Source organism: Pseudomonas jessenii, assembly GCF_002236115.1.
GTDB classification, from domain to species: domain Bacteria; phylum Pseudomonadota; class Gammaproteobacteria; order Pseudomonadales; family Pseudomonadaceae; genus Aquipseudomonas; species Aquipseudomonas jessenii.
Map to the genome: position 1 here is coordinate 278,608 of NZ_NIWT01000003.1, position 23,020 is coordinate 301,627.

Sequence of the window (23,020 nt, forward strand, 5' to 3'; positions counted from 1 at the left end):
GCATATCGATGGGTGACCGGCCTCTGGCGTAGTCCAGAGTGGCCTGGCTGCAAAGCCGGGCTTGATGTCGTGTGCAGGAAATCAGTGGCATCTACGCATTATCCATCCCTGGACGGATTACCCCGGAGCAGATGTGTAGATCCTTGACGAGAAAGTGCAGGTCGGACTCGGGTGGCAAGGCCGTCGCACTCGACAGCCTCAAGCCATTTGACCTCACCCGAATGCTCTGAACACCCCGATCAGGGCTGGGCCGATGGCAACCAGAAAGAAGCTCGGCCACAGGCAGAAAATCAGCGGAAATATCAGTTTGGTACCGATTTTCGCCCCCGCCTCTTCGGCGGCCTGGGTACGCCGGTCACGGAACTCATCGGCATAGATACGCAGGGTGTCGGCCACGCTGGTACCAAAACGGATGCTCTGCGCCAACAGACTGACCAACCCTTGTACGTCATCCAGGCCGGTGCGCACAGCCAGTTGTTTGAGTGCCTCGGTACTGGTAATGCCCGCGCGGATTTGCGCATTGACCTGGGCCAGTTCCTCAGCCAGCTCAACGTGGCTGACCGACATTTCTTCAGCCACACGTTCGATGGTCGTGGGCAGGGCCAGGCCCGACTCCACGCAGACAACCATCAGATCCAGCGCATCTGGAAACGCGACACGCAGCCGGTTTTGACGTGCCTCCTTACGCTTGCTGACATACAGTGCGGGCAACAGCCAGCCGATACCGGACGCCATGAGCACCAACAACAGGCCGATCATCAATGAGACCTTGGGGATAAACGGCAACAGCAGCAACACAAGGCCGATCAGTAACAGCGGTAACATCAGGCGCACTGCCCAGTACATCTGCACCGCAGAAGAGGAACGGTAACCCGCATGCATCAACAGGGTCCGGGTCACGGACGTCTTGGTCGACTCGGCCGAAGCAAAGCGCTGGCCGACCCGCTCCAGCAGCAATTGCAGGTTACCCGGAGCCTCCTGCCCGACCGCATTGCCTAAATGACCACGCTTGATCAACGCCAAGCGACGCTGCACCGGGTCCTGGAGGCCTAATACCAGCAACATCACTGCGATGACCGCAAGCACCGTACTAAAACCGATCACGCTAATGAACAATATGCGCGCCAGCTCTTCGTTCCCCGTAAGCCGACTGAACAACCCCAGTAAAAAGTCCATGATCCTGTACCTCCCGGTAGCGAATACCGCTTAAACCTGAATCCGGATGATTTTTTTTATCCAGAAAATCCCGATCAACATGGCGCAGAAAGCGCCGATGATCAGCTTATGGCCCGTGGGATCATTGATCAGCACAGGAAGGTAGCTGGGGCTTGTAACGATGATCGCGATCGCCAGCACGAAAGGAATCGCCACCAGCACCCAGGCCGACATACGCCCTTCCGCCGACAAGGTCTTGATCTTGCGCTGGAAGCGGAAGCGTCCACGGATCAGCCGACTCAAACGCTCCAGCACTTCCGTCAGATTGCCGCCGGTCTCGCGATGGATGAGGATCGAGGTCACCAGCATCATCACCGTCATGCTCGGCATACGCTCCAGCAGGCCGAGCATGGCCCGGCGCACATCGTTGCCGTAGTTGATATCGGCGAAGGTCAGGCCAAACTCATGAGCGACCGCCCCTTGGTGCTCCTCGGCGACCAGGCGCAGGGTTTCGTTGAACGGGTGCCCGGCGCGCAGGGCCCGGCACATGGCATCCAGCGCATCTGGCAAACCTTCCTCGAACTGCGCAAAACGCTTGTTGCGATCACGCAGGATTTTCAGGACCGGGAGCCAGGCCACCAAAAAAGCCGCCACCAGCGCCATCCACCAGATCGCCGAAAACATCAGGACTACGGCGCCGACTGCAACGCCCATGGCAAGCCCGAGCACTATCACCCGATAAGCACGATATTCATGGCCCGACTGCTCGATCAACTGTGTCAGGTTCGCCATAAAAGGCAACTGCTCGAGCATCGCCTCCAGTGGCGACAAGCGCGTAAGGTACTTCTGCCTCAGCACCGTTTGCATGTTGGGTAGATGGTTGGCTTTCTCCAGTACATGCAAGCGGCTGCGGATGAGCTTGCGCATCTTCCCGGCCTCGCCGAATACCGGCACTGCCACGCCCTGGGACAGAAGGAAGACGGCGATAAACACCATGCCGAGGAACATCAGAATGAATTCACCAGGAATATTGCTCATGACTGCCGTGCCTCCATCCACTCAGGCCTGAACATCGTCAGCGGCAACTCGATGCCGCGCTTGGCCAGCACATCGCGGAAAGCGGGGATCATGCCGCTGGGCCGATAATCACCCAGCACTTCGCCGTTTTCGCCCACACCATGGCGCGCGTAGGAGAAGATTTCGGTCATGGTGATGATCTCGCCTTCCATGCCGTTGATCTCCTGCACGCTGACCAGGCGGCGCTTGCCGTCCTCCTGGCGTTCCAACTGAATCACCACATCGATGGCCGAAGCGATCTGCTGACGCATGGCCTTGATCGGGAAGGTCGCCCCGGTCATCGACACCATGTTCTCGATCCGCCCCAACGCATCGCGCGCGGTGTTGGCGTGGATTGTGGTCAACGAGCCGTCGTGACCGGTGTTCATCGCTGTCAGCATGTCCAGCGCCTCGACGCCGCGCACTTCGCCGATCACGATACGGTCCGGACGCATCCGCAGACTGTTGCGCACCAACTCCCGCTGGCTCACCTCGCCACGTCCCTCGATGTTCGAAGGCCGGGTTTCCAGACGCACCACGTGGGGCTGCTGCAGTTGCAGTTCGGCCGAGTCTTCGATGGTGACGATCCGCTCGTTTTGCGGAATGAAACTGGACAGGACATTGAGCATGGTGGTCTTGCCGCTGCCGGTACCACCGGAAATCAGCACGTTCAAGCGCCCACGCACTATCGCCTTGAGCAGCAGGGCAATGGCTGGGGTCAAGGTCCCTACCTGGATCAGGCTGTCGGTATTGAGCAGGTCTACCGCAAAGCGCCGGATCGACATGCTCGGGCCGTCGATGGCCAGCGGCGGGATAATCGCGTTGACCCGCGAACCGTCCTTGAGCCGGGCATCCACCAAGGGTGAGGACTCGTCGATGCGCCGGCCCAGGCTGGAAACGATACGGTCGATGATGTTCAGTAAATGCTGATCATCGCGAAAGCGTACATCGGTCCGTTGCAGTTTGCCGAAGCGCTCGACATAGACCGAGGCATGACCGTTGACCAGAATGTCGGACACGCTGTGGTCAGCCAGCAAGGGTTCCAGCGGGCCAAGGCCGAGCACCTCGTCGGTGATCTGCTTGATGATCAATTGGCGGCTGGAAGTACTCACCGGTGCCGAATGCTCATCGAGCAGGCGCTGGCAAATATCGCGAATCTGCCGCGCGGCCTCAGCCTGTTCAAGGGAGTCCAGCAAGGACAGGTCCATGACCTTGAGCAACTGCTGGTAGATCTTTTCCCGCCACTCGGCTTCTACCGGGGTGACCTGACTTCTGGTTTCGTAAAGAACGTCCGGCGTTGCACGCTCCCACGCCATTACTTCCTCTGCCGGATCCTGCTGGTCGTCACCCGGCTGGCCAGCCGACGATGGGGTGGGTTTACCGGATTGTTTGCGCAAGCGGTTACGAAAGTCGCTGATCATGGGTCACCCCCCGAAAAAACGGTTGAAGGCGCGTTTGAACACGCCTTTTTTTCCAGCCATCTGGTTGCCGACCAGGTCATCGGCCACGTTGCGCAGGGCAACGGTGATCGCCGCCTTCGGCGCATGCAGACTCAACGGCACGCCAGTGTTCTGACTCTGGCTGACCAGGTTGAAGTCGTTGGGCAGTTTCGACAGGTTCGTGCAGCGCAGCGCCTCGCCGATATCCTTGAGGCTGACCGCTGCCGCCTTGTCATAGCGGTTGACCACTATCTGCAATTGATCCCCGCGCACGCCCAGGTCTTCGCGAAGAATCCGCACCAGGGAGCTGGCATCGCGCAGGTGGCTGACGCTCTGCTGCACCACCACGTACACCCGATCCACCTGTTCCAGCACGGAGCCGGTGAGGTGGTCGATTTGCCGCGGCAGATCGATCACTACCCAGTCATAGCTGGCGCGGGTCAACTGCAACAAGGTGTCAAGTTGCTCCGGTTGGGCATCCTGCGGCAGACACAGCTCACCGGCCCGGCCGCCCAGCACATGCAAGGTCGGGCTGAAGTGGCTGCAAAAACCGCGCAGCGCGACGCTGTCCATGCCGTCGATCTGATGCAACACCTCCAGATGGCTATGCGTCTGCGCCACATCCAGGTAATGCGTCACGCTGCCAAATTGCAGGTCCATGTCCAGCAACAGGGTACTGCCACCCTTCATGCTGAGCTGCTGAGCCAGGTTGCAGGCCAGCATGGTCCCGCCCGAGCCGCCCTTGGCGCTGATCACGGCAAGCAATTTCCCTACTGTCCCGCTGCCGGTCCGAACCTCCATGACCAGCCGATTCAAGGCGGCGACCAGTTCTGTTTCGGCAACGGGCTCCGGCAGCACGTCACGGGCACCGGCCTGCATCGCCAGGCGCATGCCTTCCTGTTCGCTCAGAAGTCCGCACACCAACATCGGCGGACGCTCATGGGCCGGGCGCTGCAACAGTGCTGCCAGCTCCTCACGCCACAGGTGGCTGACGCGCAACAGCAGCAGATCGGGCATCCGGTCCAGGCCGTAGAGCGGGTCGACATGCCCATTGCTCACCAGGCGAGTGCTCACCTCCAGGCTGGGCATGCGTTGGCAGACGCTCTGCAGGTCGCGCAACGACGAGGCATCACGACTGCTGATCAGCAACCTGAGCCCGGCTTTGCCGGTCGAACTGGAGAGAGGAGTGTCCTTGGTATTCAGCATGGCGTGATCTCCCCGGAATCGGAATGACGCCCAAGGCTTTCGCGTGGCAAGGTTGCCCTGAATGCAGGCAGGGTAATGGGCACGCCGAACCCGGGAATAAACAGATTGAAAACGAAGTTTTGCAGACTCAACCGGACATAGCGGATGGCACGAAAACCGTTGGCACTGACCAGGTCAGCGGGGTTGGCCACCAGAGCACCGTTTACGTCCAGATAGGTCAGCGTCAGGTTGGTGGTGGCCAGATTGCCGATCAGCTGGCTCGTACCTGCATCGGTCGCGGCATTGAAGATCGCCCGCCGCAGAATCACCGGATCGCTGATATTGCACACCGCCGCCAGGCGCGTACCACGACGCACGGCTTCATCCAGCGCATTGACCGTGAAGTACAGACGGCCCATTTCCACCACGCCGAACAACAGCGTGAACACCAGCAGACCAATAACGGCGAACTCCACCGTATAGGTGCCGCGCATGTGTTTTCTGTTCATCACAGCGCCCTCATCACGGTAGTGGCAACCAGCGGAATGCCCAGTGCAATCTGACTGCCAAAAAAACCGGGAATCGATCCGGTGCAATTGCCAGCGCCAATTACCGGGCAGAACGTATAACTGATGGTGACCCGCACGTGGTCGGTGCCCACCGCGGCAACGACCACGTTGCCAGTCGTCAACCCTGACACCACGGCGGTCCCGGTGTTGGCAGGCACGCCATACACCGCAACGTTTTTTGTCTGCGTCAGTAGCGTACTGCTCAGAGCTACTGCACCAAGCGTCGAGTCCCAGGCGTTGCTGGCGACGAAACGGTCGGCATCGCGGCTGGCCTGCAATAGCAGGTTGTACTGATAGAGCATGCGGCCGAACTCACCGAAGGCCAGCAACAGCAGCAGCAGCACCGGCAGGACGAGGGTGAATTCCACCATAGCCAGGCCTTGCTGGCGCTGCGGATGCTTAAATCCGTGAAGTCTCATGACGCCTCCTATGAGTCAGTGCTCGGAGTGCCGCTGCCGGTGAAATAGGTTTTGTAGAGCTGAATGATCTGCGGGCCGGAATCGGTTGACGGCGAGGGGCCGGCCACGTTGTCGCCTTCACACTCTTTCACGAACTGGCCGAAGATCTCCGCCTCCCCGCCGCCGCCATCCATTGGCTGCACAACGAAATAGCAGCCAAACCCGAGGACGGGGATCGAGGTTGAACCACTATTTTTCCCGGTGCAGTTGCCCACCACGATTTTCAGCATCCGACGCTCGAACACCCCATTGCCCTGACAGCCACTGCCCCCCGCCACACACGCGGCAACACTCGCACGCCAGTCGTTGTAGTCCAGTATCGCGTTACCGCCCGCCGTGAGATTGCCGTTGCTTGAGGTGATAGCTTGCCCCTGGTACTTCGGACCTGTGCCGTCGTCAGTGATTGCAGGGTTACTGGACGTGGTCACCAGATCCGGCGGATAGTCCGAGGCACTGACCGGACCGTTGTAGATGCCGAAGCGCGTATTCAGGCCTTGAGAGGTAGGGCCGACCTTGTTGCCAGGGGCGGTCTGGACATCTTGCCCCACATCGCGACAGACCTTGCCGCCTCCGGCCAGATCCTCCCTGACCGTACTACCACCCGAGCCAAAATCGAGTAACTGAAAGTTGCCTGGACCAATGGGCGACGAATTGCCGGCAGCCGTCTTCAACACCTGCAAATCACCAAATTGAAAGCCCCAGAACATGCCGGCGCCCGGGTTGTATTGAGCCGGGTCGCCACAGACCATCAACGGTGAGAGATCGCAAGGACTGGTAGGGCTGGGGCCAGCGGTGGCGATCGCCGCCACCGCCTTGTTCCCCAAGGCGCCTAATGCCTGGGCGAAATTCCAGAAAAAACCCGTCAGGTTATAGCTCGGTACCGATACCCGAACGTACTTGGCATCCGCCGGTCCGGGGTAGGAGAACGGGCCGTAGACGCTGCTTGCCAGTTCCACCACTGCAAATGCGCCTGCGTTGCCGCCGATCGCCGTGGCCAGTTCATTGTTGCCCGAGGCATTGGCATTCTGTGTCAGTGTATTGAGCGCGGCGGTACGCGTCGCGCTGGCACTGTTGACGCCACCCGCCACCTGACTCAGGGTCTTGGCGCCACTCAGGGCGGAGGCGTCCACTGCATTCTGCAGGCGCGTTTTGTTCAGCAGCAGATGCCCGCCGTCCAGAGCCAACGCCGCCATCATGCCCATCGCCGCCAACGCGATCACCATCAATACACTCACCGATCCTTCCTGGCGCCTTGGCGTCGAAATGAACGGCCGCTGAATACGAAGATTCATCATCAAGCCCTCGATTGCCGATACTGATCCGGATCGGCTCCGCCAATACCCTGGTGCCCGGATACCGGTTGTGCCCTGTCAGCGAATGTTGACTACTTTGGCTTCGATACCGCGGATAACAGTGATACCCCCGCCCTCGCCACTGCTGCGCTGTACCACGCGTTTTGGCGCCTCGGCGGTGGCCACAGCCATGGCCGGGGCAACAGGCGTAGCAGGCGTAACGGCCGCTGCTTTCTTCTCGAGGTTCAGTGGGTTACGCAGCGCCAGTTGCAACTTGCCTTCCGTCTGCGCGGTGACCAGGGCTTCCGCTTCAGCGGCCGACATTTCCAGCGTCACTGCACGTACCACGACCGGTTGGGTCTTGTCGGTACCCGCGGTCTGATCCACCGCCAACACCCGCAAGTTCTCGAGGATGGTCCTGGACGTGGCGCTGTTACTGCCGGCATTGGTGGTTTTGGTCGCCAGTACATCGACCCGGTTACCCGGCAACAGGAATCCACCGACGCCGACCACATCGTCCACACGTACCGATATCGCGCGCTTGTCAGGCGCTATCAAAGAGGCCAGGGTGCTCCCCCCCAGGTGCTCGCTCAGACGCGCACCACGCACGATGTCGCCGCGCAGAATGTCGAACGTTGCGATCTTGCCCACGGCTTTTTCGCTGGCATCGAAGGCATCGTCCGGGATCGTATCCATGGGCATACGTACGGTCGTGACCTGCTGGGCCTCGACCATCTGCCCGAATGGAATCTCTACCGTGGCGACCACCACGTTTCGAAGGTGGTCATCCGGGCTGGCATTGAGCCGCGCGCTCAGCCAGGAGTCGGCCATCCATGCAGCCCCAAGGCCCATGACCAGTGAAGCGCCTATCAGGGTAAGCGTACGAGAGCTCATGTCAGTATCTCCGCATCAAAGAAAGTTGAGCTGGACGAAGTAGTTGTGCCAGGCCCATTCCAACTCTTTCGGTGACAGTGGTCCGGAACCGCCGATATAACGCTGGCGATCGAGCGCCATGTTCAGGAGATCTCGGGGATGGCAGGGCACCAGGGGCATGCCTTCACTTGCATAAAGCCTTTGCAGCACATAACGCACCAACAACGGGTCATAAGAAATACCCAGACGCTCGCTTTCCATACGCCAGATCTTTTCGTACTCCTCGGGCTTCAGGTAACCGAATTGCAGCTTGTAGCCAATCCGGCGAAGGAAGGCCTCATCGGCCAGCTCCAGGGGATTGAGGTTGGTGGAAAACACCAGAATCAGATCGAATGGCAGCTCGCAATGCCGACCACCGCCCAGGTTGAGGAAATCGCGCTTCTCTTCCATCGGGACGATCCAGCGATTCAACAGCTCGGCGGGTGCCATGCGCTGGCGCCCCATGTCGTCGATGATGAACAGGCCATTGCTGGCCTTGAGCTGCAGGGCAGCCTGGTATTGACGGGTGAAAGGGTCATAACGAACGTCCAGCTGTTCCATGCTCAACTCGCCGCCAGTGATGACGATCGGGCGTTTGCAGCACAGCAATCGACGGTCGATGCCTTCGTTGAGCATCAGGGTGTTCTGCTGAGCGTTGTCATCGAGGCGCTGATGCACCTGCGGGTCATAGATCTCGATCACCGACTCGTTGATCACGATGGCATGAGGGACCCAGATGGCCTCGGCGAACAGACGGATCAGCCGACTGCTGACATAGGTCTTGCCGGTACCCGCGGGGCCATAAATCATGATCGCGCGCCCGGAGTTCATCGCCACACCCAACTGATCGAGCATCTCCTCCGTGAGCACTACGCCTGCCAGGGCATTGCGCATATCGTTGGCGTTGATGCGACCATGGTGAATGGTCTGTAGCTTGATCAGGGACCGGTAAGTACTCACCGGGAAAGGTGCCGCACCGATATAGCCACTGCGCGACAGGGCATCGCGGGCGACACTGCGACCACGTTCGGTCAGGCCATAACGCAACATCTGCCCGCCCGTTTGACTCACCTGGCCGAGTACTTCGACACGGCCATCCTTGCGCAGAAACGCCAGGACCTCTTCAAGTACCGCGCCGGTCAGCGCCAGGCGGTCCACCAGCCGCGACATGTCCAGCACACCGGCGTCAAACAAATGCTTGCACACCAACTCGCCGAGAAAACTGTCGGTCAGACCGGTTTCGCGGATTGTGCACGGCTGAGGAGCCAGTCGCTGCACCGCTTCCCGCTCATTGGGGAAGGCATCAGTATCAACCATGACATGCATGACTAATCTCCCAACCCACTGGCAACGAGTTGCCAGTAGATGCTGCCCAGCGTGCCGAGCAAAATTGCAATCGAATAAGGAAAAGGCTTGCCGGCTACTTCATCCGAAGTTGGCGCCAGATAAGCCTGTGCCCTTAGAATCAGCCAATAACGCCCCAGGGTCTGAAACAGTTGACCGCGATACAGCACTATCAAAAAACCGCATACGCCGCCGGCTATCAAACTGAACATTGCAGCCCACAACGCAAAATGGAATGGTAGAAAACTGCCGACCATGGCCATCAACTTGACGTCACCGGCGGCCATGCCACCGAAGGCGTACATTGGCAGGAACAGCGCAAAACAGATCAGAATGCCCAACAGACTGTCACCCAATCCGCTGATGCCACCCGAATACATTTGAGCCCCCAGTCCCAGGGCAAGGCCCAACAGAACCAGCATGTTGGGAATACGGTGGCGAAGCAGATCGCTCACCACCGCGACGCCCAGCAGTCCTAGCAGTACAACTGTCGATACCAGCAATTCCATGGACATGGCGCGTCTCCCCTACCGAGATTATCGTTAGCAGGCAGCACCTTTGACCGCAGCGCACAGCGCGGTGATCTTGGTGTTCACCTCGCCGCCCAAAGTTACAAACATTGCGGCAACAGCTACCGTAATTAACCCACCGGCAACGGCGTACTCCACAATGGTCAGGCCATCTTCATCTTTGGCGAACTTGCTTATCGAAGTTCTGATTGTTTGCAGAGTCATTTTTGTGAACCTCACTTCAGCGGCCATACGGCTCAGAAAGTACATTGGCGGGGACAGCGCGAAGTCCATTGAGTTGCCCGGTCTATTAATGAAACAGTAAAAACCGGTTGCTCCATGGATATCACCGCGCCCCGCCACCGTGAGTTGCAATCATCAGCAGGCAGCACCTTTGACCGCAGCGCACAGCGCAGTGATCTTGGTGTTCACGTTGGTACCCAAAGTTACAAACATTGCGGCGACAGCCACCGTAATCAGCCCACCGGCCACCGCATACTCCACAATGGTCAGACCATCTTCGTCTTTGACGAACTTCACTACCGAAGCCTTGATTGTTTGCATGATCATTTTGCCCACCTCACTCGAATGTTGTTTTTTCTGAGGCAGTACTTTCTGCGCTGCCTGAGTTCAACACTAGTCAGCTGCAAGGCATGGGCGTTAGGAAGATTTTGCACATCGCTAGGACTTTTTTGCTCCGCGACCAAATACGGGTCATTGGCTTTTGCAGAAGTAACGAGGAGGGGCAAACAAGGCACTGAAACGCAAAGGCATTTGTCATAGATTCACAAGCGACAAGTGGTTAAACCCGGTTTGTCGAAAACACACCAACAAACACTCGCCCGGGGCTGCCGTTCAGACAACCTATATAGCGAATAGAACTAAAAATCGTCTCTCCTATCAGGATTAAATCTGCAAAGTGATAGCACCTTGGCAATACTGGCGAAGAGAGTCACCAAGAACCTCAGAGTAGAGACATGACGTCGAATGTAAGCAGAAGGCCATCACTCCTGTGGTTCGATCTGACTCATGATCGTTCCACGAAAGAACTCGTCGCGCAGTTCGAGGGTTCCTGCGACTGCAATCTGGCGAAAAACTCCGTGCTGCCCATCAGGGAACAGGCAGACATGATCTGCGTCCATTTTGATCGCCCTGACACGCCAGGCTTGAGGCTGTTGCTGGAGATCAAACGCACCACCCCCAGCATCCCGATCACCATGTTCACCGTGCAGCACTCGGAGGAACTGGCTGTATGGGCCATGCGCTCCAGCGTCTGGGAATACATGGTGCTCCCGCTCTCGACCACCGAGAAGAAGCGTTACCTGACGGCGGTGGTGCAGCTCTGCGAGCTGCGCCGAAATGCCCACGGCCAGGTCAAATCATCGCAAATCGACCACGCCCCGACCCTGCCGGACAGCATCCGGCGGACCTCAGGACATCAAAAACACCAGGCGCTGAGCAATGTCATGCTGTACATCGAACAGCACTTTCGAGACAGCATCGATCAGAGGGAATTGGCACAGCGCTGCGGCATGACGACATTTCGCTTCAGCCGCCTGTTCAAGGAAGCCAATGGGCTTGGCTTCACGGATTACATCCTGGACAAGCGCATGAACTTCGCCAAAGATCTGCTCGACAACAGCCAGATGCCGATTACCAGCATTGGCTATGAGGCCGGCTTCAAGGATCCTTCCTACTTCGCTCGTGCGTTCAAGCAGTTCGCCAACTGCACGCCCAGCGAATACCGCCTGGCACGCCAACTCAGAGCGGCTGCCGCTGTGCAACTGGAGCAGGATGAAGAAACCTCTGAAGCGCTCGAAAGCCTGGTACAAAGCCTCAGCGGTTGATCCGGTTTTTTACACGCAAACAAAAACGCCGCTCAATGAGCGGCGTTTTCGTTAAATATGGAGCGGGAAACGAGACTCGAACTCGCGACCCCGACCTTGGCAAGGTCGTGCTCTACCAACTGAGCTATTCCCGCAAATGGCGTCCCCTAGGGGACTCGAACCCCTGTTACCGCCGTGAAAGGGCGGTGTCCTAGGCCACTAGACGAAGGGGACACGCTACCCGGAACACATGGTGTGTGTTTCGGTGTCCAGAGCCGCATCCGAAGACTTGGTTCTGGTTTCACTCAGCCCTGCCCGAAAGCAACGCTGTTTAAAATTGGAGCGGGAAACGAGACTCGAACTCGCGACCCCGACCTTGGCAAGGTCGTGCTCTACCAACTGAGCTATTCCCGCATTGGCGTCCCCTAGGGGACTCGAACCCCTGTTACCGCCGTGAAAGGGCGGTGTCCTAGGCCACTAGACGAAGGGGACACACGTACAACATTCACTCCCTGCTTCGTTTCGCTGTGTGCTTTACGCTGCAAGTGGCGCGCATTCTATGGATGGATTGAGAGGTCGTCAACCCCCTGATATAAATTTATTTAAATCAATGACTTCGCCCTGCTTTTGGGAGCCATTGCGGTTTTTCCGCTGCCCGGCGTTTGACGCCTATATTCTGGCACCCGCCAAGACGTTATAGTCCACCCGATGATGGCAATCTGAGTATCGAGTGCCATCATTCATAGAAGCGTTGCTCCGGCCGATACAAGAACAAGCATGTCCGATCCAACCCGTCGTGCGGGCCTGGGGGCTCAAATGCCAAGCCACTCAACCCGCATGCGTAACCTATAAAGAGGTCTTACCGGTGACGCCACTCATGATCACCCTGCTAGTCGTAGCCGGGATCGCGCTGTTGATCGCCATTGGCTACATGAACCATGTGGTGGAAAACAACAAGCTGGAAAAGGCCCGTACCAAGATTGAGCTCAACGATCGCCTGCGACGCTGCGGCGAAATCACCGAGACGTTCCCCGGCCAGCTGATGACCCCGGCCCTCAAGCTGCTGTTGGCCCGCCTGGAACTGAACGTCTGCCAGCGCCTGCTTAACCTGGAAAAATCCAGCGCCAACCTCAAGGCACGGATCGCCGAACTGGAGGCCCTTGTCGGCCAGGGTGAATCCATCCCGGTCAACAATCCGCCGGCACCGATCCAGACTGAAGCCAAGGCCAAGGATGTACGCTTCCTGCTCGAAGCCCTGCACGGCCAGGTTACCCGCGCGGCCCAGGACGGCTTCCTGCCCCCCAACGAAGCCAAGCGCTGGATTCGTGAAGTGCGGCACATCCTGGTGCTGCTGCACATCGAGTTCTTCAACAACCTCGGCCAGCACTCCCTGCAACAGAACCAGCCCGGGCAGGCCCGCCTGGCATTCGAACGTGGCGTGCAATACCTGCGCAAACAGCAGGAACCACAGGTCTATGCCGAGCAACTGGAGTACCTGGAAAAACTCCTGGCCAGGGCCAACGACCAGGTCATGGATCGCATCGCTCCGGTCGAAGGTGAGGTCAACCAGTTGACCGAAGGCCTCAAGGACGTCGAGGCTGACGCAGACTGGAAGAAGAAAGCGATCTACGACTGATCAGCGAAAATGGAAAAGCCACCTAGAGGTTAATTCCGATCAGTCAACGGTTTGAACACCGCCACCCTGTGGGAGCGAGCTTGCTCGCGATGACGGTTGGACAGTCACACAAGGGGTGCCTGACAGTCCGCCATCGCGAGCAAGCTCGCTCCCACAGGTTTAGTGTGTTAACTGATGAGCATTAACCGAGAGGTGGCTTTTTTAGCCTGGCCGAAGATCATTTCAAAGCCTGAAATGCCCCACCATCCCCTTCAGTTCAACCCCCAGTTGCGCCAGCTGAATACTCGACGCGGCATTGCCCTGCATCGCCAGCGATGACTGATCGGCACTGGCGCGAATACTGGTGACACTGCGGTTGATCTCCTCGGCCACCGAGCTCTGTTCCTCGGCTGCCGCGGCGATCTGCTGGTTCATCTGCTGGATCAACGATACCGCCGCCGCAATGCTTCCCAGCGCACTCTCGGTCTGCAAGGCATCGCTGACCGCCAGCTTCACCAACTCGCCACTGCTCTGGATCTGCTGCACCGACGACTGCGCCGCCGAGCGCAAAGCGCTGACCAGGCGTTCGATTTCCTCGGTCGATTGCTGGGTTCGCTTGGCCAGCGCACGCACCTCATCGGCCACCACTGCAAAGCCCCTGCCCTGCTCGCCGGCCCGGGCCGCCTCGATCGCCGCGTTCAACGCCAGCAGATTGGTTTGCTCCGCCACGCTTTTGATCACACTCAAGACCGTGCCGATGTTCTGGATTTCCGCACTGAGGCTTTCGATGCTCGAACTGGCCGAGGTGGCCGAGTCCGCCAACTGCTCGATCCGCGCCATGCTCTGGCGCACCACCTGCTGACCACTTTCGACCTTGCCGTCAGCGGTTTGCGCGGCCAGCGCAGCTTCCTCTGCATTACGCGCGACATCATGCACCGTGGCCGTCATCTGATTCATTGCGGTGGCGACCTGTTCGGTTTCCTCCTTCTGCGTGCTGACTTCGAGATTGGTCTGTTCAGTCACCGCCGACAACGATTGGGCGGAAGTCGCCAACTGCTCGATACCCGACTGCAAGCCGCTGACTATATGGCTGAGCCCCGCGCCCATTTGTTGCATTGCCTGCATCAACTGGCCGATTTCGTCACGGCGGGTCACGTCAATGGTCGCACTCAAATCCCCTGAGGCAATCTGCTGCGCCACCTGAATCACACGGCGCAGCGGTGCCACGATCAACCGGGTGATGATCCACGCGGCAACCAACCCAACCAGCAAGGCCAGGGCGGAAGAGCCAATGATCAGCAGCGAGTTCTTTTTCAGTTCAGCCTGCATCGCCAGGTCTTGCGCGACATAAGCCTGATCCACCCGCTCGACCACTTGGGCTGCGCGCTGGTGTAATTGTTGATAGACGGTTTTTTCCTGTTCCAGCAGGCCGGTGTACTCGGCGAGCTTGTCACTGAAACTGACGATATGACCCATCACCTCATTGAGGACGGTCTGGTAACCCTCGTCCTTGACCGTAGTCTTGAGCTGTTCGGCCTGGGCCAATGCCTGGCTGGCCTGTTCGATCTTGCCCTGCCCGGCGCTGTCGTCGCCTTTGCGGCTTTGATCCAGACGCACACGCGCTTCATTCATGGCTTGCAGCATCAAGCGTGAAACCTGGCTGACCTGGCTGGCCTGCTCGATGAATTGCGCACCGTCTTTGCCTTCGGAGTCTTTCAGCGTATAGGCGCCGTCATCGGTGAGCCCGGATTGCAATACATCAAGGTTATTGGCCACGCTGGACACCGACCAACTGGCCATTTCCAGCGCCAGGTCCTTGGCCTGGGTGAGCGAGACAAACTCGTCGAAGGCCTTGCGATAGGCTCCCAGGGACTGTTCGACATCATTCATCACCGGCACGTTGGCCGCAGACGCGGCCTTGAGCTGGCCGGCCAGGGCGATCAAGCCATCGACGCCCTCGTGCAGGGCATCGACGGTTTTCGGATTGCCGTGCAAGGCGTACTCCTGCTCCAGTAGCCGCACCTTGAGCAAACCGCTGTTGAGCGATGACATTTGCTTGAGCCCATCGAAGCGCTGGCTGATGGTTTGCAGGGACCAAACGCCAATGCCCGCCACCAGCGCAGTCAACAACAGCACCAGGACAAACCCGACACCCAGTTTTTTCGCCATACCGAGGTTGGCAAAACGTCCTTGCACGGCCGATTTCATTGCACTTAGTCCCCTGCCAAAGTCTGTAGACGCAGATTCGCAACGGGCCAGTGGCAACACAAGGCTCTGGCTCCGGAATAATGGCAAAAAGCTACGTCAACGTCGTTTTCAGAACGCTTGAGGTCGATCCCGGGCAGTGGCCTGAAAGAACGCCCGGGCACGCGGATCGCAGGCATATGTCACGTTGATACGCTGCCAGTCACTGGCCTCACCCGAGGGGTTGAAGGCGGTCTTCGATGACAGCAGTACACCCAGGCGCCGTGCCTGGGTTCGCAGCTGATCGTAGTCGGACATTCGTGATCGCGCCCAGATGAACAGGCCTCCCGCCGGCTTGCCGAACACTTCCCATTCGGCATCTTCGAGCAATTGCAGCACCACCAGCCGGTCGCTGCTCAAGCGTTGGCGCTGACGCTGTACCAGTTTGCGGTAGGCACCATTAGCCAACAGGCACGCCAGCACCGATTCGCAAAATCGCGAGGCGCCCATGCCGCTGATCATCTTGACCTCGGCCAGACGTGTAATGACTTCGGCATCGGCCACCACGAAACCGACCCGCAAGGAACTGCTGAGGGTCTTGGAAAAGCTGCCCACGTAGATCACATCGTCGTCCAGCGCAGCCAGTCGCATACCGGAACCGCTGTGCAAATCCGCATAAACGTCGTCTTCGATCACCTGCACGCCGAAGGTCCTGGCCAGTTGCAGCACGCGGCGCGCCACCACCGGTGCAAGGCTGCTGCCGGTCGGGTTGTGATAGAAGCTATTGATGAACAGCCCTTGGGGGCGGTGTTTGACCAGCACCGACTCGAGCACCTCCACGTCCGGCCCGCGCGGTGTTCGCGGTATCTCGACCATGTGGATGCCGTGCAGCCTGAGCAGATCGAACAGCACCGGATAACCGGGACTCTCCACGATCACACAGTCACCGGCCTTGAACAGCGTCCGCACAATCAGGTCGAGCCCCTGACTGGCACCCGCCGTGGTCATGATCCGGTTGTCCTTTGCCCGAATATCCAGCTGCCTGAGGTGCTTGAGGATCTGTTGTCGCAAGGCTGGCAAACCCAGCGGCGTGCTGTAGTTGAACAGGCTGGCCGTGTCGGTACGACTGACTTGCCGAATCGCGTAAGTCAGATCGTCTGTCTCGCGCCAGCTTTCAGGCAGCCCGCCACAGCCCAGCCTCAACTCACTCGAAAAAGGCCCGTGATCGGGCTCCGCCCCCTCGAACCACACCGGCTCGTGCTTTGTACCTGTGGCCAATGCCGGATCGGCAACCGCATAGCCGGCTCCATGACCTGACACCAGCATTCCCTGTGTCACCAGGCGTTCACAAGCCTGAGCGACGCTTAACTGACTGAGCAAATTGATCCGCGCGATCTGTCGCACCGAAGGCAGGCGCGTACCGGGCGATACCCCGCTGGAATGAAGCCAGCAGGTCAGCGCGTCAACAATTTGCTGTACGACGGGCACCAGCGCCTGTCGGTCGATTCTCAATTCCATGAGCAAGCAAACCCCTGTTGATTTTGCGATAAGCAGTTAATCACAGGCGTACTCGAAGACTTGTGCGACAACGCCGCCAAAACCATTCGATCTAATCATTTGATACACATTGCCTGGCCCTTCAGCGGAACCCAAAAAAAACCTGTGGGAGCGAGCTTGCTCGCGATGGCGCGGAGCCAGCCAACATAGATGTCGACTGACACTCCGTCATCGCGAGCAAGCTTGCTCCCACAGGTTCGCAGTGTGTCTGGTATTGGTGTGTCGTGTTAAAACGCGGTAACGCCACCGTCCACGGCCAATGAGTGCCCCGTGGTGAATGCCGCGCCATCGCTGCACAGGTACAGCACCGCGCTGGCGATCTCTTCGACCTTGCCGATGCGACCGACCGGATGCATGGCGTTGGCGAACTCGCCTTTTTTCGGGTCGGCTTCATAAGCGCGGCGGAACATATCCGTGTCGATCACCGCCGGACACACGGCGTTGACCCGGATTTTCTTCTTGGCATATTCGATGGCCGCCGACTTGGTCAGGCCGATCACCGCATGTTTAGAGGCTGCGTAGATGCTCATTTTCGGCGCCGCCCCAAGGCCGGCCACCGATGCCGTATTGACGATCGCACCGCCCCCTTGCGCCAGCAGCAACGGCAACTGGTATTTCATGCACAGCCAGACACCTTTGACATTGACGCCCATGATCGCGTCGAACTCGTCGAGCGTACCTTCGGCCAACTTGCCCTTCTCGATTTCGATGCCTGCATTGTTGAAGGCATAGTCGAGGCGACCGTAAGTATTGATCACCTCCCCCATCAGATTTTTTACATCGTTTTCCAAGGTAACGTTGCAGCGCACGAAGGTCGCTTCGCCACCGGCTGTACGAATCAGCGCCACCGTGCCCTCGCCGCCTGCCACGTCCATATCGGCCACTACTACCTTCAGGCCCTCGGCGGCAAATGCCTGGGCGGTCGCGCGGCCAATACCGGCCGCCCCGCCTGTCACCACGACCACCTTGCCAGAAAACGTCATGCTCATTTTGTTATGCCCTCAAAAAGAAGAATGCGGGGAATCACGTAGGACCAGTCTAGCCATGGAGGTCTTGAACACGGCAGCACTATCAAGGCTCCGGTTGGGCGCCCATGAGTTGCAGTGATGGAACTGCCGTACCAACTATCACTGCACTGGATCAACCTGCATTCGCCGCATCAGCCGAACTTGCAGCATCGTCGCTGACCGGCTATCAACAAAGCTTCATTCAACTTGAGTGCCTGCCATGACCTCCCAGACCAATCGCCAATTCCTGCTCGCCAAACGTCCGGTTGGCGCGGCGACCCGCGAGACATTCACCTACCAGGAAGTACCGGTCGGCGAGCCGGCGGCGGGTCAGATACTGGTCGAAAACCAATACCTGTCCCTGGATCCGGCCATGCGTGGATGGATGAACGAGGGCAAGTCCTACATCCCGCCGGTCGGGCTCGGCGAAGTCATGCGCGCCTTGGGTGTGGGCAAAGTCATTGCGTCGAACAACCCGGGGTTCGCGGTCGGGGATTACGTCAACGGCGCCCTGGGTGTGCAGGATTTCTTCCTCGGCGAACCCCGAGGCTTCTACAAGGTCGATCCGAAACTGGCACCGCTGCCACGTTACCTGTCCGCGCTGGGCATGACCGGGATGACGGCGTACTTCGCCCTGCTCGACGTCGGCGCTCCGAAGGCCGGTGACACCGTGGTGCTGTCGGGCGCGGCGGGCGCCGTGGGCAGCATTGCCGGGCAGATCGCCAAGATCAAAGGGTGCCGGGTGGTTGGCATCGCCGGTGGCGCCGACAAGTGCAAGTTCCTGATCGATGAACTGGGTTTCGATGGCGCTATCGACTACAAGAGCGAAGACGTCCTCGCCGGCCTCAAGCGCGAGTGCCCGAAGGGTGTCGACGTGTATTTCGATAACGTGGGTGGCGACATTCTCGACGCGGTGTTGAGCCGCCTGAACATGAAGGCGCGGGTGGTGATTTGCGGTGCCATCAGCCAGTACAACAACAAGGAAGCGGTCAAAGGACCGGCCAATTACCTGTCACTGCTGGTCAACCGCGCGCGCATGGAAGGTTTTGTGGTGATGGACTACGCCGCCCAATACGCCAGCGCAGCCCAGGAAATGGCCGGCTGGATGGCCAAGGGGCAGCTCAAGAGCAAGGAAGATATTGTCGAAGGACTGGAGACTTTCCCGGAGACGCTGATGAAATTGTTCAGCGGCGAGAACTTCGGGAAGTTGGTGTTGAAGGTCTAACCCGATATTTAGACTCACCCAAAAACCACTGTGGGAGCGAGCTTGCTCGCGATAGCGGAGTGTCAGGCAACATTGATGTCACTGATCCTCCCCCATCGCGAGCAAGCTCGCTCCCACAGGTTTAGCGGTGTTTAGGCCAGTTCAGCCACAACCGACGCCAATGCCTTGGCTGGATCCGCCGCCTGGCTGATCGGACGGCCGATCACCAGATAGTCGGAACCGGCATCCAGCGCCTGACGTGGCGTCAGAATGCGGCGCTGATCGTCCTGGGCGCTGCCCGCCGGACGAATCCCCGGGGTCACCAGTTGCAGCGACGGGTGCGCCGCTTTCAGTGCCTGGGCTTCGAGGGCCGAGCACACCAGGCCGTCCATCCCGGCTTTTTCCGCCAGGGCGGCCAGGCGCAGCACCTGCTCCTGTGGCTCGATGTCCAGGCCGATGCCCGCCAGGTCTTCACGCTCCATGCTGGTCAACACGGTCACGCCGATCAGCAGTGGTTTAGGACCGGTGCGCTGATCCAGCACTTCACGGCACGCAGCCATCATGCGCAGGCCGCCGGAGCAATGCACGTTAACCATCCACACGCCCATTTCAGCAGCCGCCTTGACGGCCATCGCGGTGGTGTTCGGGATGTCGTGGAACTTGAGGTCCAGGAACACTTCGAAACCCTTGTCGCGCAGGGTGCCGACGATTTCCGAGGCGCAGCTGGTGAACAGTTCCTTGCCGACTTTGACCCGGCACAGCTTCGGGTCCAACTGATCGGCCAGCTTCAGTGCGGCGTCACGGGTAGGGAAATCCAGGGCGACGATGATGGGAGTCTGGCAGGCGGACATGAGTGGGCTCTCAGGCAAGTCGAAATCGGCGCGCATTGTAGCGGAACCAGCGCCGCTGCGGGACCCGATGATCGGTAAATCGTCGCGACGGCTCAGGCAAGACTAGCCCTTGAGGCCATTGTGTCGAGTTCAATACACACACGACACGCCCGCAACACCCTGACCCGCAACCCTCGGCAACCACAACGGGTCCCTACAACAGCACTTCCCGCCTCAGGGCCGGCGATCTTCACCCCGTGCCTGGGTCGTGCTCCAGTCGATCAACAGGCTGTAGGCCACCGCCAGCAATGTCGGGCCGATGAACAGGCCGATAAAGCCAAAGGCAATCAACCCGCCAAACACCCCAAGCAGCACAATGACCAGCGGCAGGTTGCCGCCACGGCTGATCAGGTACGGTTTGAGCACGTTGTCGACACCGCTGATGATGAATGTGCCCCAGATCCCGAGGAATATGGCCATCCCGTACTCGCCTTTCCAGACCAGCCACGCGGTCGCCGGAATCCACACCAGCGGCGGGCCCATCGGGATCAGGCTGAGCATGAACGTCACGATGCCAAGCACCAGCGCACCCGGTACGCCGGCAATCAGGAACCCGATCAGCGCCAGGATCGCCTGGGCCGCCGCAGTGCCGATCACACCGTTCACCACCCGCTGTACTGTGCCCGCCACCAGCTCAATGTAGTAGCCGGCCCGTTGACCGATCAGCCGCTCCAGCAGTGTGTGTACAAATGCCGCCAGGCGCGGCCCGTCACGATAGAAAAAGAACACGAAGACGACGCTCAGGGTCAGTTCGAGAATACCGCCGCCGATCTGCGCGCTGCGCGCCAGCAACCAGTTACCCACCTGCCCCAGATAAGGCTTGAGCGACACCATCATCGCCGCGCCCTGCTCGTCGATGCTGTTCCAGATCCCTACCAGCCGCCCGCCCACCAGGGGAATCGAACCCAGCCACAGCGGCGCTTCGGGAAGCCCCTCAACCTGTGCATCCTTGATGAATGCCGTGGCATCGCGCACATGATCGGCAAGGTTGAAACCCAGCCACACCAAGGGTGCCGCTACCAACACCATCCAGCCCAGCGTCAGCAATGCCGCCGCCAGCGACTCGCGGCCATTGAGCCAACGGGTCAGCAAGCGCATCAGCGGCCAACTGGCAAACGCCAGGACCGCGCCCCAGAACATCGCCGACCAGAACGGCGCCATCACCCAGAAGCTCGCGCCGAACAACGCCACGAGCAGGATCTGCACCAACAGGCGATCGTTATTGATCATTAAAAGTCTCGAAAAAGTCAGTCAGCAAAAGAGTAGGCGAACGCGACGTACACGCTCGCCCGGTACAGCCTAGCGCAATAGCTCGATGTGCAGGCCAGAGCCTTCGGCACTACCGGTTTCCAGCCGCGCGGCACGCACGCCCTGGCCAATCAGGGCCTGACGCCAGGCTTCGGCGTTCGCTCCGGAAATGCTGACCCGCAAGGTGGTGTCCAGATTCAGTCCGCGAGAAATCAAGCGGAGCCAGGTCTCGTCAGGTGCGCTGTTCAACGTGGCAAAATCAAGTTCGCCGGTGCTCTTGAGTTCACGCAGCAAGGTCGCGGAGGTCGGTAACAACTCGCCCAGCGGTGTCGAAGCCTCGAACTGTTCGACATGCAGGTAGGCTTTGCGATTACCGCGGGTGATGCTGTACAGCGCAACGAGCGTGTTGTCCCTTGGAGCAGCAAGTCGCAGCAACAAATAGGCTTGCTGATCGTCGGCGCCATACAGCTTGGCGTTGCCAAAGACCTGGTTGGCCCAGAGGCTGCTTTCACCGCAATCGCGCGCCTGGCACCAGAAGAGCAACCCGGCGTCCTGCTGTTGCAAAGCCTCGCGGGCAGCGGTGAACGCCTCGATGGATGAATGCTCCGAGGGTAATTCGTAGGTCACCGAAGTGACGTTGCCGCGGGCACTGACCTGGCCGTCGAATCGTAACTGGCCACTGATTTTACGGATCGAGCCCAACGGGTAGATCCGCTCCAGTTCGGCGGCGGGGCGATAGTCGACAATCTGGGCGTCGACCATGCGCGGCACTATCGGCAGGTCCTGACTGCCCGGAACATCGGCGGCGAATAACAAGGGACTGAAACTGCACAGCACCAGCAAACTGAATGAACGCATGGATAGACTCATCGGATCAGCATGGCCTGGGCGCCCTTGATAATACTGGCTTCATCGGCGCGTTTCGGTACTTGCAGGCCACGCTGCACCGCCGGCCGGTCCTCCATGGTTGCCATCCAGCGTTGCAACGCCGTCAAGCCTTCCACCGAGACGCCCGACCACTCGTAGCCGCGCACCCAGGGAAAGGTGGCAATGTCGGCAATGCTGTACTGATCGGCGAGGAACTCCACGCTTTGCAACCGCGTGTCGAGCACTTCGTAGAGGCGACGGGTTTCATGCTGATACCGGTCGATGGCACCCTGGAGTTTTTCCGGAAAGTAGCGGAAGAACACGTTGGCCTGGCCCTGCATCGGGCCGATGCCCCCCATCTGGAACATCAGCCACTGCAATACCAGCGAACGCCCCTTCGGGTCCGATGGCATCAGTTTGCCGGTCTGTTCAGCGAGGTAAATCAGGATGGCGCCTGACTCGAACACGGCGAAATCGCCATTGGCGCGGTCGACAATCGCCGGAATCCGGCCATTGGGGTTGATCTTGAGGAAGTCCGCGGACTTCTGCTCCTTTTTGTCGAAACTCAAGGCATGCACCGTGTAGGGCAGGCCGAGTTCCTCGAGCACGATAGAGACCTTGTGGCCATTCGGGGTCGCAGCGGTGTAGAGATCTATCATGGTTGTCTCCCTTTTCAACCCGCCAAGCCTCGACAGTTGCCCGG

22 protein-coding genes, 4 tRNA genes and 1 pseudogene are annotated in these 23,020 nt (G+C 59.3%); 3 read left to right on the plus strand and 24 right to left on the minus strand.

Features of this window, described 5'->3' with window-relative positions:
* Nucleotides 1–213 precede the first annotated feature (213 nt).
* The 12 genes from PSJE_RS10410 to PSJE_RS10465 form a co-directional block, all read right to left on the minus strand.
* On the minus strand, nt 214–1,176 hold the full coding sequence (locus PSJE_RS10410; protein WP_090457233.1) for a type II secretion system F family protein: 963 nt from the start codon (nt 1,174–1,176) through the stop codon (nt 214–216).
* A 30-nt stretch (nt 1,177–1,206) separates the two neighbouring features.
* Nucleotides 1,207–2,193 carry a type II secretion system F family protein gene (locus tag PSJE_RS10415; protein ID WP_090457235.1) on the minus strand — a complete coding sequence of 329 codons (987 nt, stop codon included), beginning with the start codon at nt 2,191–2,193 and terminating at the stop codon, nt 1,207–1,209.
* Nucleotides 2,190–3,632, minus strand: a complete 1,443-nt coding sequence (locus tag PSJE_RS10420; RefSeq protein ID WP_090457237.1) for a TadA family conjugal transfer-associated ATPase — start codon at nt 3,630–3,632, stop codon at nt 2,190–2,192. The genes PSJE_RS10415 and PSJE_RS10420 overlap by 4 nt, the downstream gene beginning before the upstream one ends.
* 3 nt (nt 3,633–3,635) lie before the next feature.
* Nucleotides 3,636–4,856 (minus strand): AAA family ATPase, encoded by a 1,221-nt coding sequence (locus tag PSJE_RS10425; RefSeq protein ID WP_090457238.1) that lies wholly within the window; start codon nt 4,854–4,856, stop codon nt 3,636–3,638.
* Nucleotides 4,850–5,344: a TadE/TadG family type IV pilus assembly protein gene (locus PSJE_RS10430; protein WP_090457239.1), complete on the minus strand. Its 495-nt coding sequence runs from the start codon at nt 5,342–5,344 to the stop codon at nt 4,850–4,852. Before PSJE_RS10430 ends, PSJE_RS10425 begins: the two co-directional genes overlap by 7 nt.
* A complete protein-coding gene (locus tag PSJE_RS10435; protein WP_090457241.1) occupies nt 5,344–5,823 on the minus strand; it encodes a TadE/TadG family type IV pilus assembly protein in 480 nt (159 codons plus the stop codon). Before PSJE_RS10435 ends, PSJE_RS10430 begins: the two co-directional genes overlap by 1 nt.
* An 8-nt stretch (nt 5,824–5,831) precedes the next feature.
* The gene (locus PSJE_RS10440) at nt 5,832–7,157 is read right to left on the minus strand and encodes a pilus assembly protein TadG-related protein (RefSeq protein ID WP_090457242.1); all 1,326 of its coding nucleotides are present in this window, start codon (nt 7,155–7,157) and stop codon (nt 5,832–5,834) included.
* A 75-nt stretch (nt 7,158–7,232) separates the two neighbouring features.
* Nucleotides 7,233–8,048, minus strand: a complete 816-nt coding sequence (gene cpaB, locus PSJE_RS10445) for a Flp pilus assembly protein CpaB (protein ID WP_090457244.1) — start codon at nt 8,046–8,048, stop codon at nt 7,233–7,235.
* A 15-nt stretch (nt 8,049–8,063) separates the two neighbouring features.
* A complete protein-coding gene (locus tag PSJE_RS10450; protein WP_090457246.1) occupies nt 8,064–9,392 on the minus strand; it encodes an AAA family ATPase in 1,329 nt (442 codons plus the stop codon).
* A gap of 2 nt (nt 9,393–9,394) precedes the next feature.
* Nucleotides 9,395–9,925, minus strand: coding sequence for an A24 family peptidase (locus PSJE_RS10455; RefSeq protein WP_090457248.1), 531 nt, complete (start codon nt 9,923–9,925; stop codon nt 9,395–9,397).
* A gap of 27 nt (nt 9,926–9,952) precedes the next feature.
* Nucleotides 9,953–10,144 carry a Flp family type IVb pilin gene (locus PSJE_RS10460; protein WP_090457978.1) on the minus strand — a complete coding sequence of 64 codons (192 nt, stop codon included), beginning with the start codon at nt 10,142–10,144 and terminating at the stop codon, nt 9,953–9,955.
* A gap of 153 nt (nt 10,145–10,297) precedes the next feature.
* Nucleotides 10,298–10,489, minus strand: a complete 192-nt coding sequence (locus tag PSJE_RS10465) for a Flp family type IVb pilin (protein ID WP_090457250.1) — start codon at nt 10,487–10,489, stop codon at nt 10,298–10,300.
* Between the two features lie 407 nt (nt 10,490–10,896).
* On the opposite strand from PSJE_RS10465, the gene PSJE_RS10470 reads away from it, so the two are divergent.
* Nucleotides 10,897–11,766 carry an AraC family transcriptional regulator gene (locus tag PSJE_RS10470; protein WP_090457252.1) on the plus strand — a complete coding sequence of 290 codons (870 nt, stop codon included), beginning with the start codon at nt 10,897–10,899 and terminating at the stop codon, nt 11,764–11,766.
* Nucleotides 11,767–11,824: 58 nt separating this feature from the next.
* Here the strand turns inward: PSJE_RS10470 and PSJE_RS10475 are convergent.
* The 4 genes from PSJE_RS10475 to PSJE_RS10490 all read right to left on the minus strand — a co-directional run bounded on the left by PSJE_RS10475 (nt 11,825) and on the right by PSJE_RS10490 (nt 12,237).
* Nucleotides 11,825–11,900: transfer RNA gene (locus PSJE_RS10475), tRNA-Gly, on the minus strand.
* Nucleotides 11,901–11,903: 3 nt separating this feature from the next.
* A tRNA-Glu gene (locus PSJE_RS10480) sits at nt 11,904–11,979 on the minus strand.
* 104 nt (nt 11,980–12,083) lie between these two features.
* Nucleotides 12,084–12,159 (minus strand) — tRNA-Gly (locus PSJE_RS10485).
* 2 nt (nt 12,160–12,161) lie between these two features.
* A tRNA-Glu gene (locus PSJE_RS10490) sits at nt 12,162–12,237 on the minus strand.
* A 385-nt stretch (nt 12,238–12,622) separates the two neighbouring features.
* Between PSJE_RS10490 and PSJE_RS10495 the strand changes: the two genes are divergently transcribed.
* Complete coding sequence (locus PSJE_RS10495; RefSeq protein WP_057713677.1) at nt 12,623–13,381, plus strand: hypothetical protein; 759 nt, start codon at nt 12,623–12,625, stop codon at nt 13,379–13,381.
* Nucleotides 13,382–13,603: 222 nt separating this feature from the next.
* On the opposite strand, the gene PSJE_RS32150 is transcribed toward PSJE_RS10495, so the two are convergent.
* From PSJE_RS32150 to PSJE_RS10510, 4 genes and pseudogenes are all read right to left on the minus strand, one after another.
* On the minus strand, nt 13,604–14,485 hold the full coding sequence (locus tag PSJE_RS32150; RefSeq protein WP_371918576.1) for a methyl-accepting chemotaxis protein: 882 nt from the start codon (nt 14,483–14,485) through the stop codon (nt 13,604–13,606).
* Nucleotides 14,465–15,568: pseudogene (locus tag PSJE_RS32155) on the minus strand (HAMP domain-containing protein); the annotation flags it as partial. The pseudogene PSJE_RS32155 and the gene PSJE_RS32150, both read right to left, overlap by 21 nt.
* A gap of 108 nt (nt 15,569–15,676) precedes the next feature.
* Complete coding sequence (locus tag PSJE_RS10505) at nt 15,677–17,062, minus strand: aminotransferase-like domain-containing protein (protein WP_090457255.1); 1,386 nt, start codon at nt 17,060–17,062, stop codon at nt 15,677–15,679.
* A 266-nt stretch (nt 17,063–17,328) separates the two neighbouring features.
* Nucleotides 17,329–18,090 carry an SDR family oxidoreductase gene (locus PSJE_RS10510; protein ID WP_090457257.1) on the minus strand — a complete coding sequence of 254 codons (762 nt, stop codon included), beginning with the start codon at nt 18,088–18,090 and terminating at the stop codon, nt 17,329–17,331.
* 238 nt (nt 18,091–18,328) lie between these two features.
* On the opposite strand from PSJE_RS10510, the gene PSJE_RS10515 reads away from it, so the two are divergent.
* The gene (locus tag PSJE_RS10515; protein WP_090457259.1) at nt 18,329–19,333 is read left to right on the plus strand and encodes an NADP-dependent oxidoreductase; all 1,005 of its coding nucleotides are present in this window, start codon (nt 18,329–18,331) and stop codon (nt 19,331–19,333) included.
* 131 nt (nt 19,334–19,464) lie between these two features.
* On the opposite strand, the gene pyrF is transcribed toward PSJE_RS10515, so the two are convergent.
* The 4 genes from pyrF to PSJE_RS10535 all read right to left on the minus strand — a co-directional run bounded on the left by pyrF (nt 19,465) and on the right by PSJE_RS10535 (nt 22,976).
* Nucleotides 19,465–20,163, minus strand: coding sequence for an orotidine-5'-phosphate decarboxylase (pyrF, locus tag PSJE_RS10520; RefSeq protein ID WP_008016546.1), 699 nt, complete (start codon nt 20,161–20,163; stop codon nt 19,465–19,467).
* Nucleotides 20,164–20,376: 213 nt separating this feature from the next.
* The gene (locus tag PSJE_RS10525; protein ID WP_090457260.1) at nt 20,377–21,432 is read right to left on the minus strand and encodes an AI-2E family transporter; all 1,056 of its coding nucleotides are present in this window, start codon (nt 21,430–21,432) and stop codon (nt 20,377–20,379) included.
* Nucleotides 21,433–21,501: 69 nt separating this feature from the next.
* Nucleotides 21,502–22,308, minus strand: a complete 807-nt coding sequence (locus tag PSJE_RS10530; RefSeq protein ID WP_090457262.1) for a DUF4892 domain-containing protein — start codon at nt 22,306–22,308, stop codon at nt 21,502–21,504.
* A gap of 8 nt (nt 22,309–22,316) precedes the next feature.
* Nucleotides 22,317–22,976 (minus strand): glutathione S-transferase family protein, encoded by a 660-nt coding sequence (locus tag PSJE_RS10535; protein WP_090457264.1) that lies wholly within the window; start codon nt 22,974–22,976, stop codon nt 22,317–22,319.
* Nucleotides 22,977–23,020 lie beyond the last annotated feature (44 nt).

What these genes read in the sequence shown, in the direction of transcription:
- PSJE_RS10425 (WP_090457238.1), bottom strand. Translation starts at nt 4,856, where the DNA reads ATGCTGAATACCAAGGACACTCCTCTCTCCAGTTCGACCGGCAAAGCC.
- PSJE_RS10460 (WP_090457978.1), bottom strand. Translation starts at nt 10,144, where the DNA reads ATGACTCTGCAAACAATCAGAACTTCGATAAGCAAGTTCGCCAAAGAT.
- PSJE_RS10450 (WP_090457246.1), bottom strand. Translation starts at nt 9,392, where the DNA reads ATGCATGTCATGGTTGATACTGATGCCTTCCCCAATGAGCGGGAAGCG.
- PSJE_RS10515 (WP_090457259.1), top strand. Translation starts at nt 18,329, where the DNA reads ATGACCTCCCAGACCAATCGCCAATTCCTGCTCGCCAAACGTCCGGTT.
- PSJE_RS10435 (WP_090457241.1), bottom strand. Translation starts at nt 5,823, where the DNA reads ATGAGACTTCACGGATTTAAGCATCCGCAGCGCCAGCAAGGCCTGGCT.
- PSJE_RS32150 (WP_371918576.1), bottom strand. Translation starts at nt 14,485, where the DNA reads ATGCAGGCAATGCAACAAATGGGCGCGGGGCTCAGCCATATAGTCAGC.
- PSJE_RS10465 (WP_090457250.1), bottom strand. Translation starts at nt 10,489, where the DNA reads ATGATCATGCAAACAATCAAGGCTTCGGTAGTGAAGTTCGTCAAAGAC.
- cpaB (WP_090457244.1), bottom strand. Translation starts at nt 8,048, where the DNA reads ATGAGCTCTCGTACGCTTACCCTGATAGGCGCTTCACTGGTCATGGGC.
- PSJE_RS10420 (WP_090457237.1), bottom strand. Translation starts at nt 3,632, where the DNA reads ATGATCAGCGACTTTCGTAACCGCTTGCGCAAACAATCCGGTAAACCC.
- PSJE_RS10440 (WP_090457242.1), bottom strand. Translation starts at nt 7,157, where the DNA reads ATGATGAATCTTCGTATTCAGCGGCCGTTCATTTCGACGCCAAGGCGC.
- PSJE_RS10410 (WP_090457233.1), bottom strand. Translation starts at nt 1,176, where the DNA reads ATGGACTTTTTACTGGGGTTGTTCAGTCGGCTTACGGGGAACGAAGAG.
- PSJE_RS10505 (WP_090457255.1), bottom strand. Translation starts at nt 17,062, where the DNA reads ATGGAATTGAGAATCGACCGACAGGCGCTGGTGCCCGTCGTACAGCAA.
- PSJE_RS10530 (WP_090457262.1), bottom strand. Translation starts at nt 22,308, where the DNA reads ATGCGTTCATTCAGTTTGCTGGTGCTGTGCAGTTTCAGTCCCTTGTTA.
- PSJE_RS10455 (WP_090457248.1), bottom strand. Translation starts at nt 9,925, where the DNA reads ATGTCCATGGAATTGCTGGTATCGACAGTTGTACTGCTAGGACTGCTG.
- PSJE_RS10525 (WP_090457260.1), bottom strand. Translation starts at nt 21,432, where the DNA reads ATGATCAATAACGATCGCCTGTTGGTGCAGATCCTGCTCGTGGCGTTG.
- PSJE_RS10535 (WP_090457264.1), bottom strand. Translation starts at nt 22,976, where the DNA reads ATGATAGATCTCTACACCGCTGCGACCCCGAATGGCCACAAGGTCTCT.
- PSJE_RS10470 (WP_090457252.1), top strand. Translation starts at nt 10,897, where the DNA reads ATGACGTCGAATGTAAGCAGAAGGCCATCACTCCTGTGGTTCGATCTG.
- PSJE_RS10510 (WP_090457257.1), bottom strand. Translation starts at nt 18,090, where the DNA reads ATGAGCATGACGTTTTCTGGCAAGGTGGTCGTGGTGACAGGCGGGGCG.
- PSJE_RS10430 (WP_090457239.1), bottom strand. Translation starts at nt 5,344, where the DNA reads ATGAACAGAAAACACATGCGCGGCACCTATACGGTGGAGTTCGCCGTT.
- pyrF (WP_008016546.1), bottom strand. Translation starts at nt 20,163, where the DNA reads ATGTCCGCCTGCCAGACTCCCATCATCGTCGCCCTGGATTTCCCTACC.
- PSJE_RS10495 (WP_057713677.1), top strand. Translation starts at nt 12,623, where the DNA reads ATGATCACCCTGCTAGTCGTAGCCGGGATCGCGCTGTTGATCGCCATT.
- PSJE_RS10415 (WP_090457235.1), bottom strand. Translation starts at nt 2,193, where the DNA reads ATGAGCAATATTCCTGGTGAATTCATTCTGATGTTCCTCGGCATGGTG.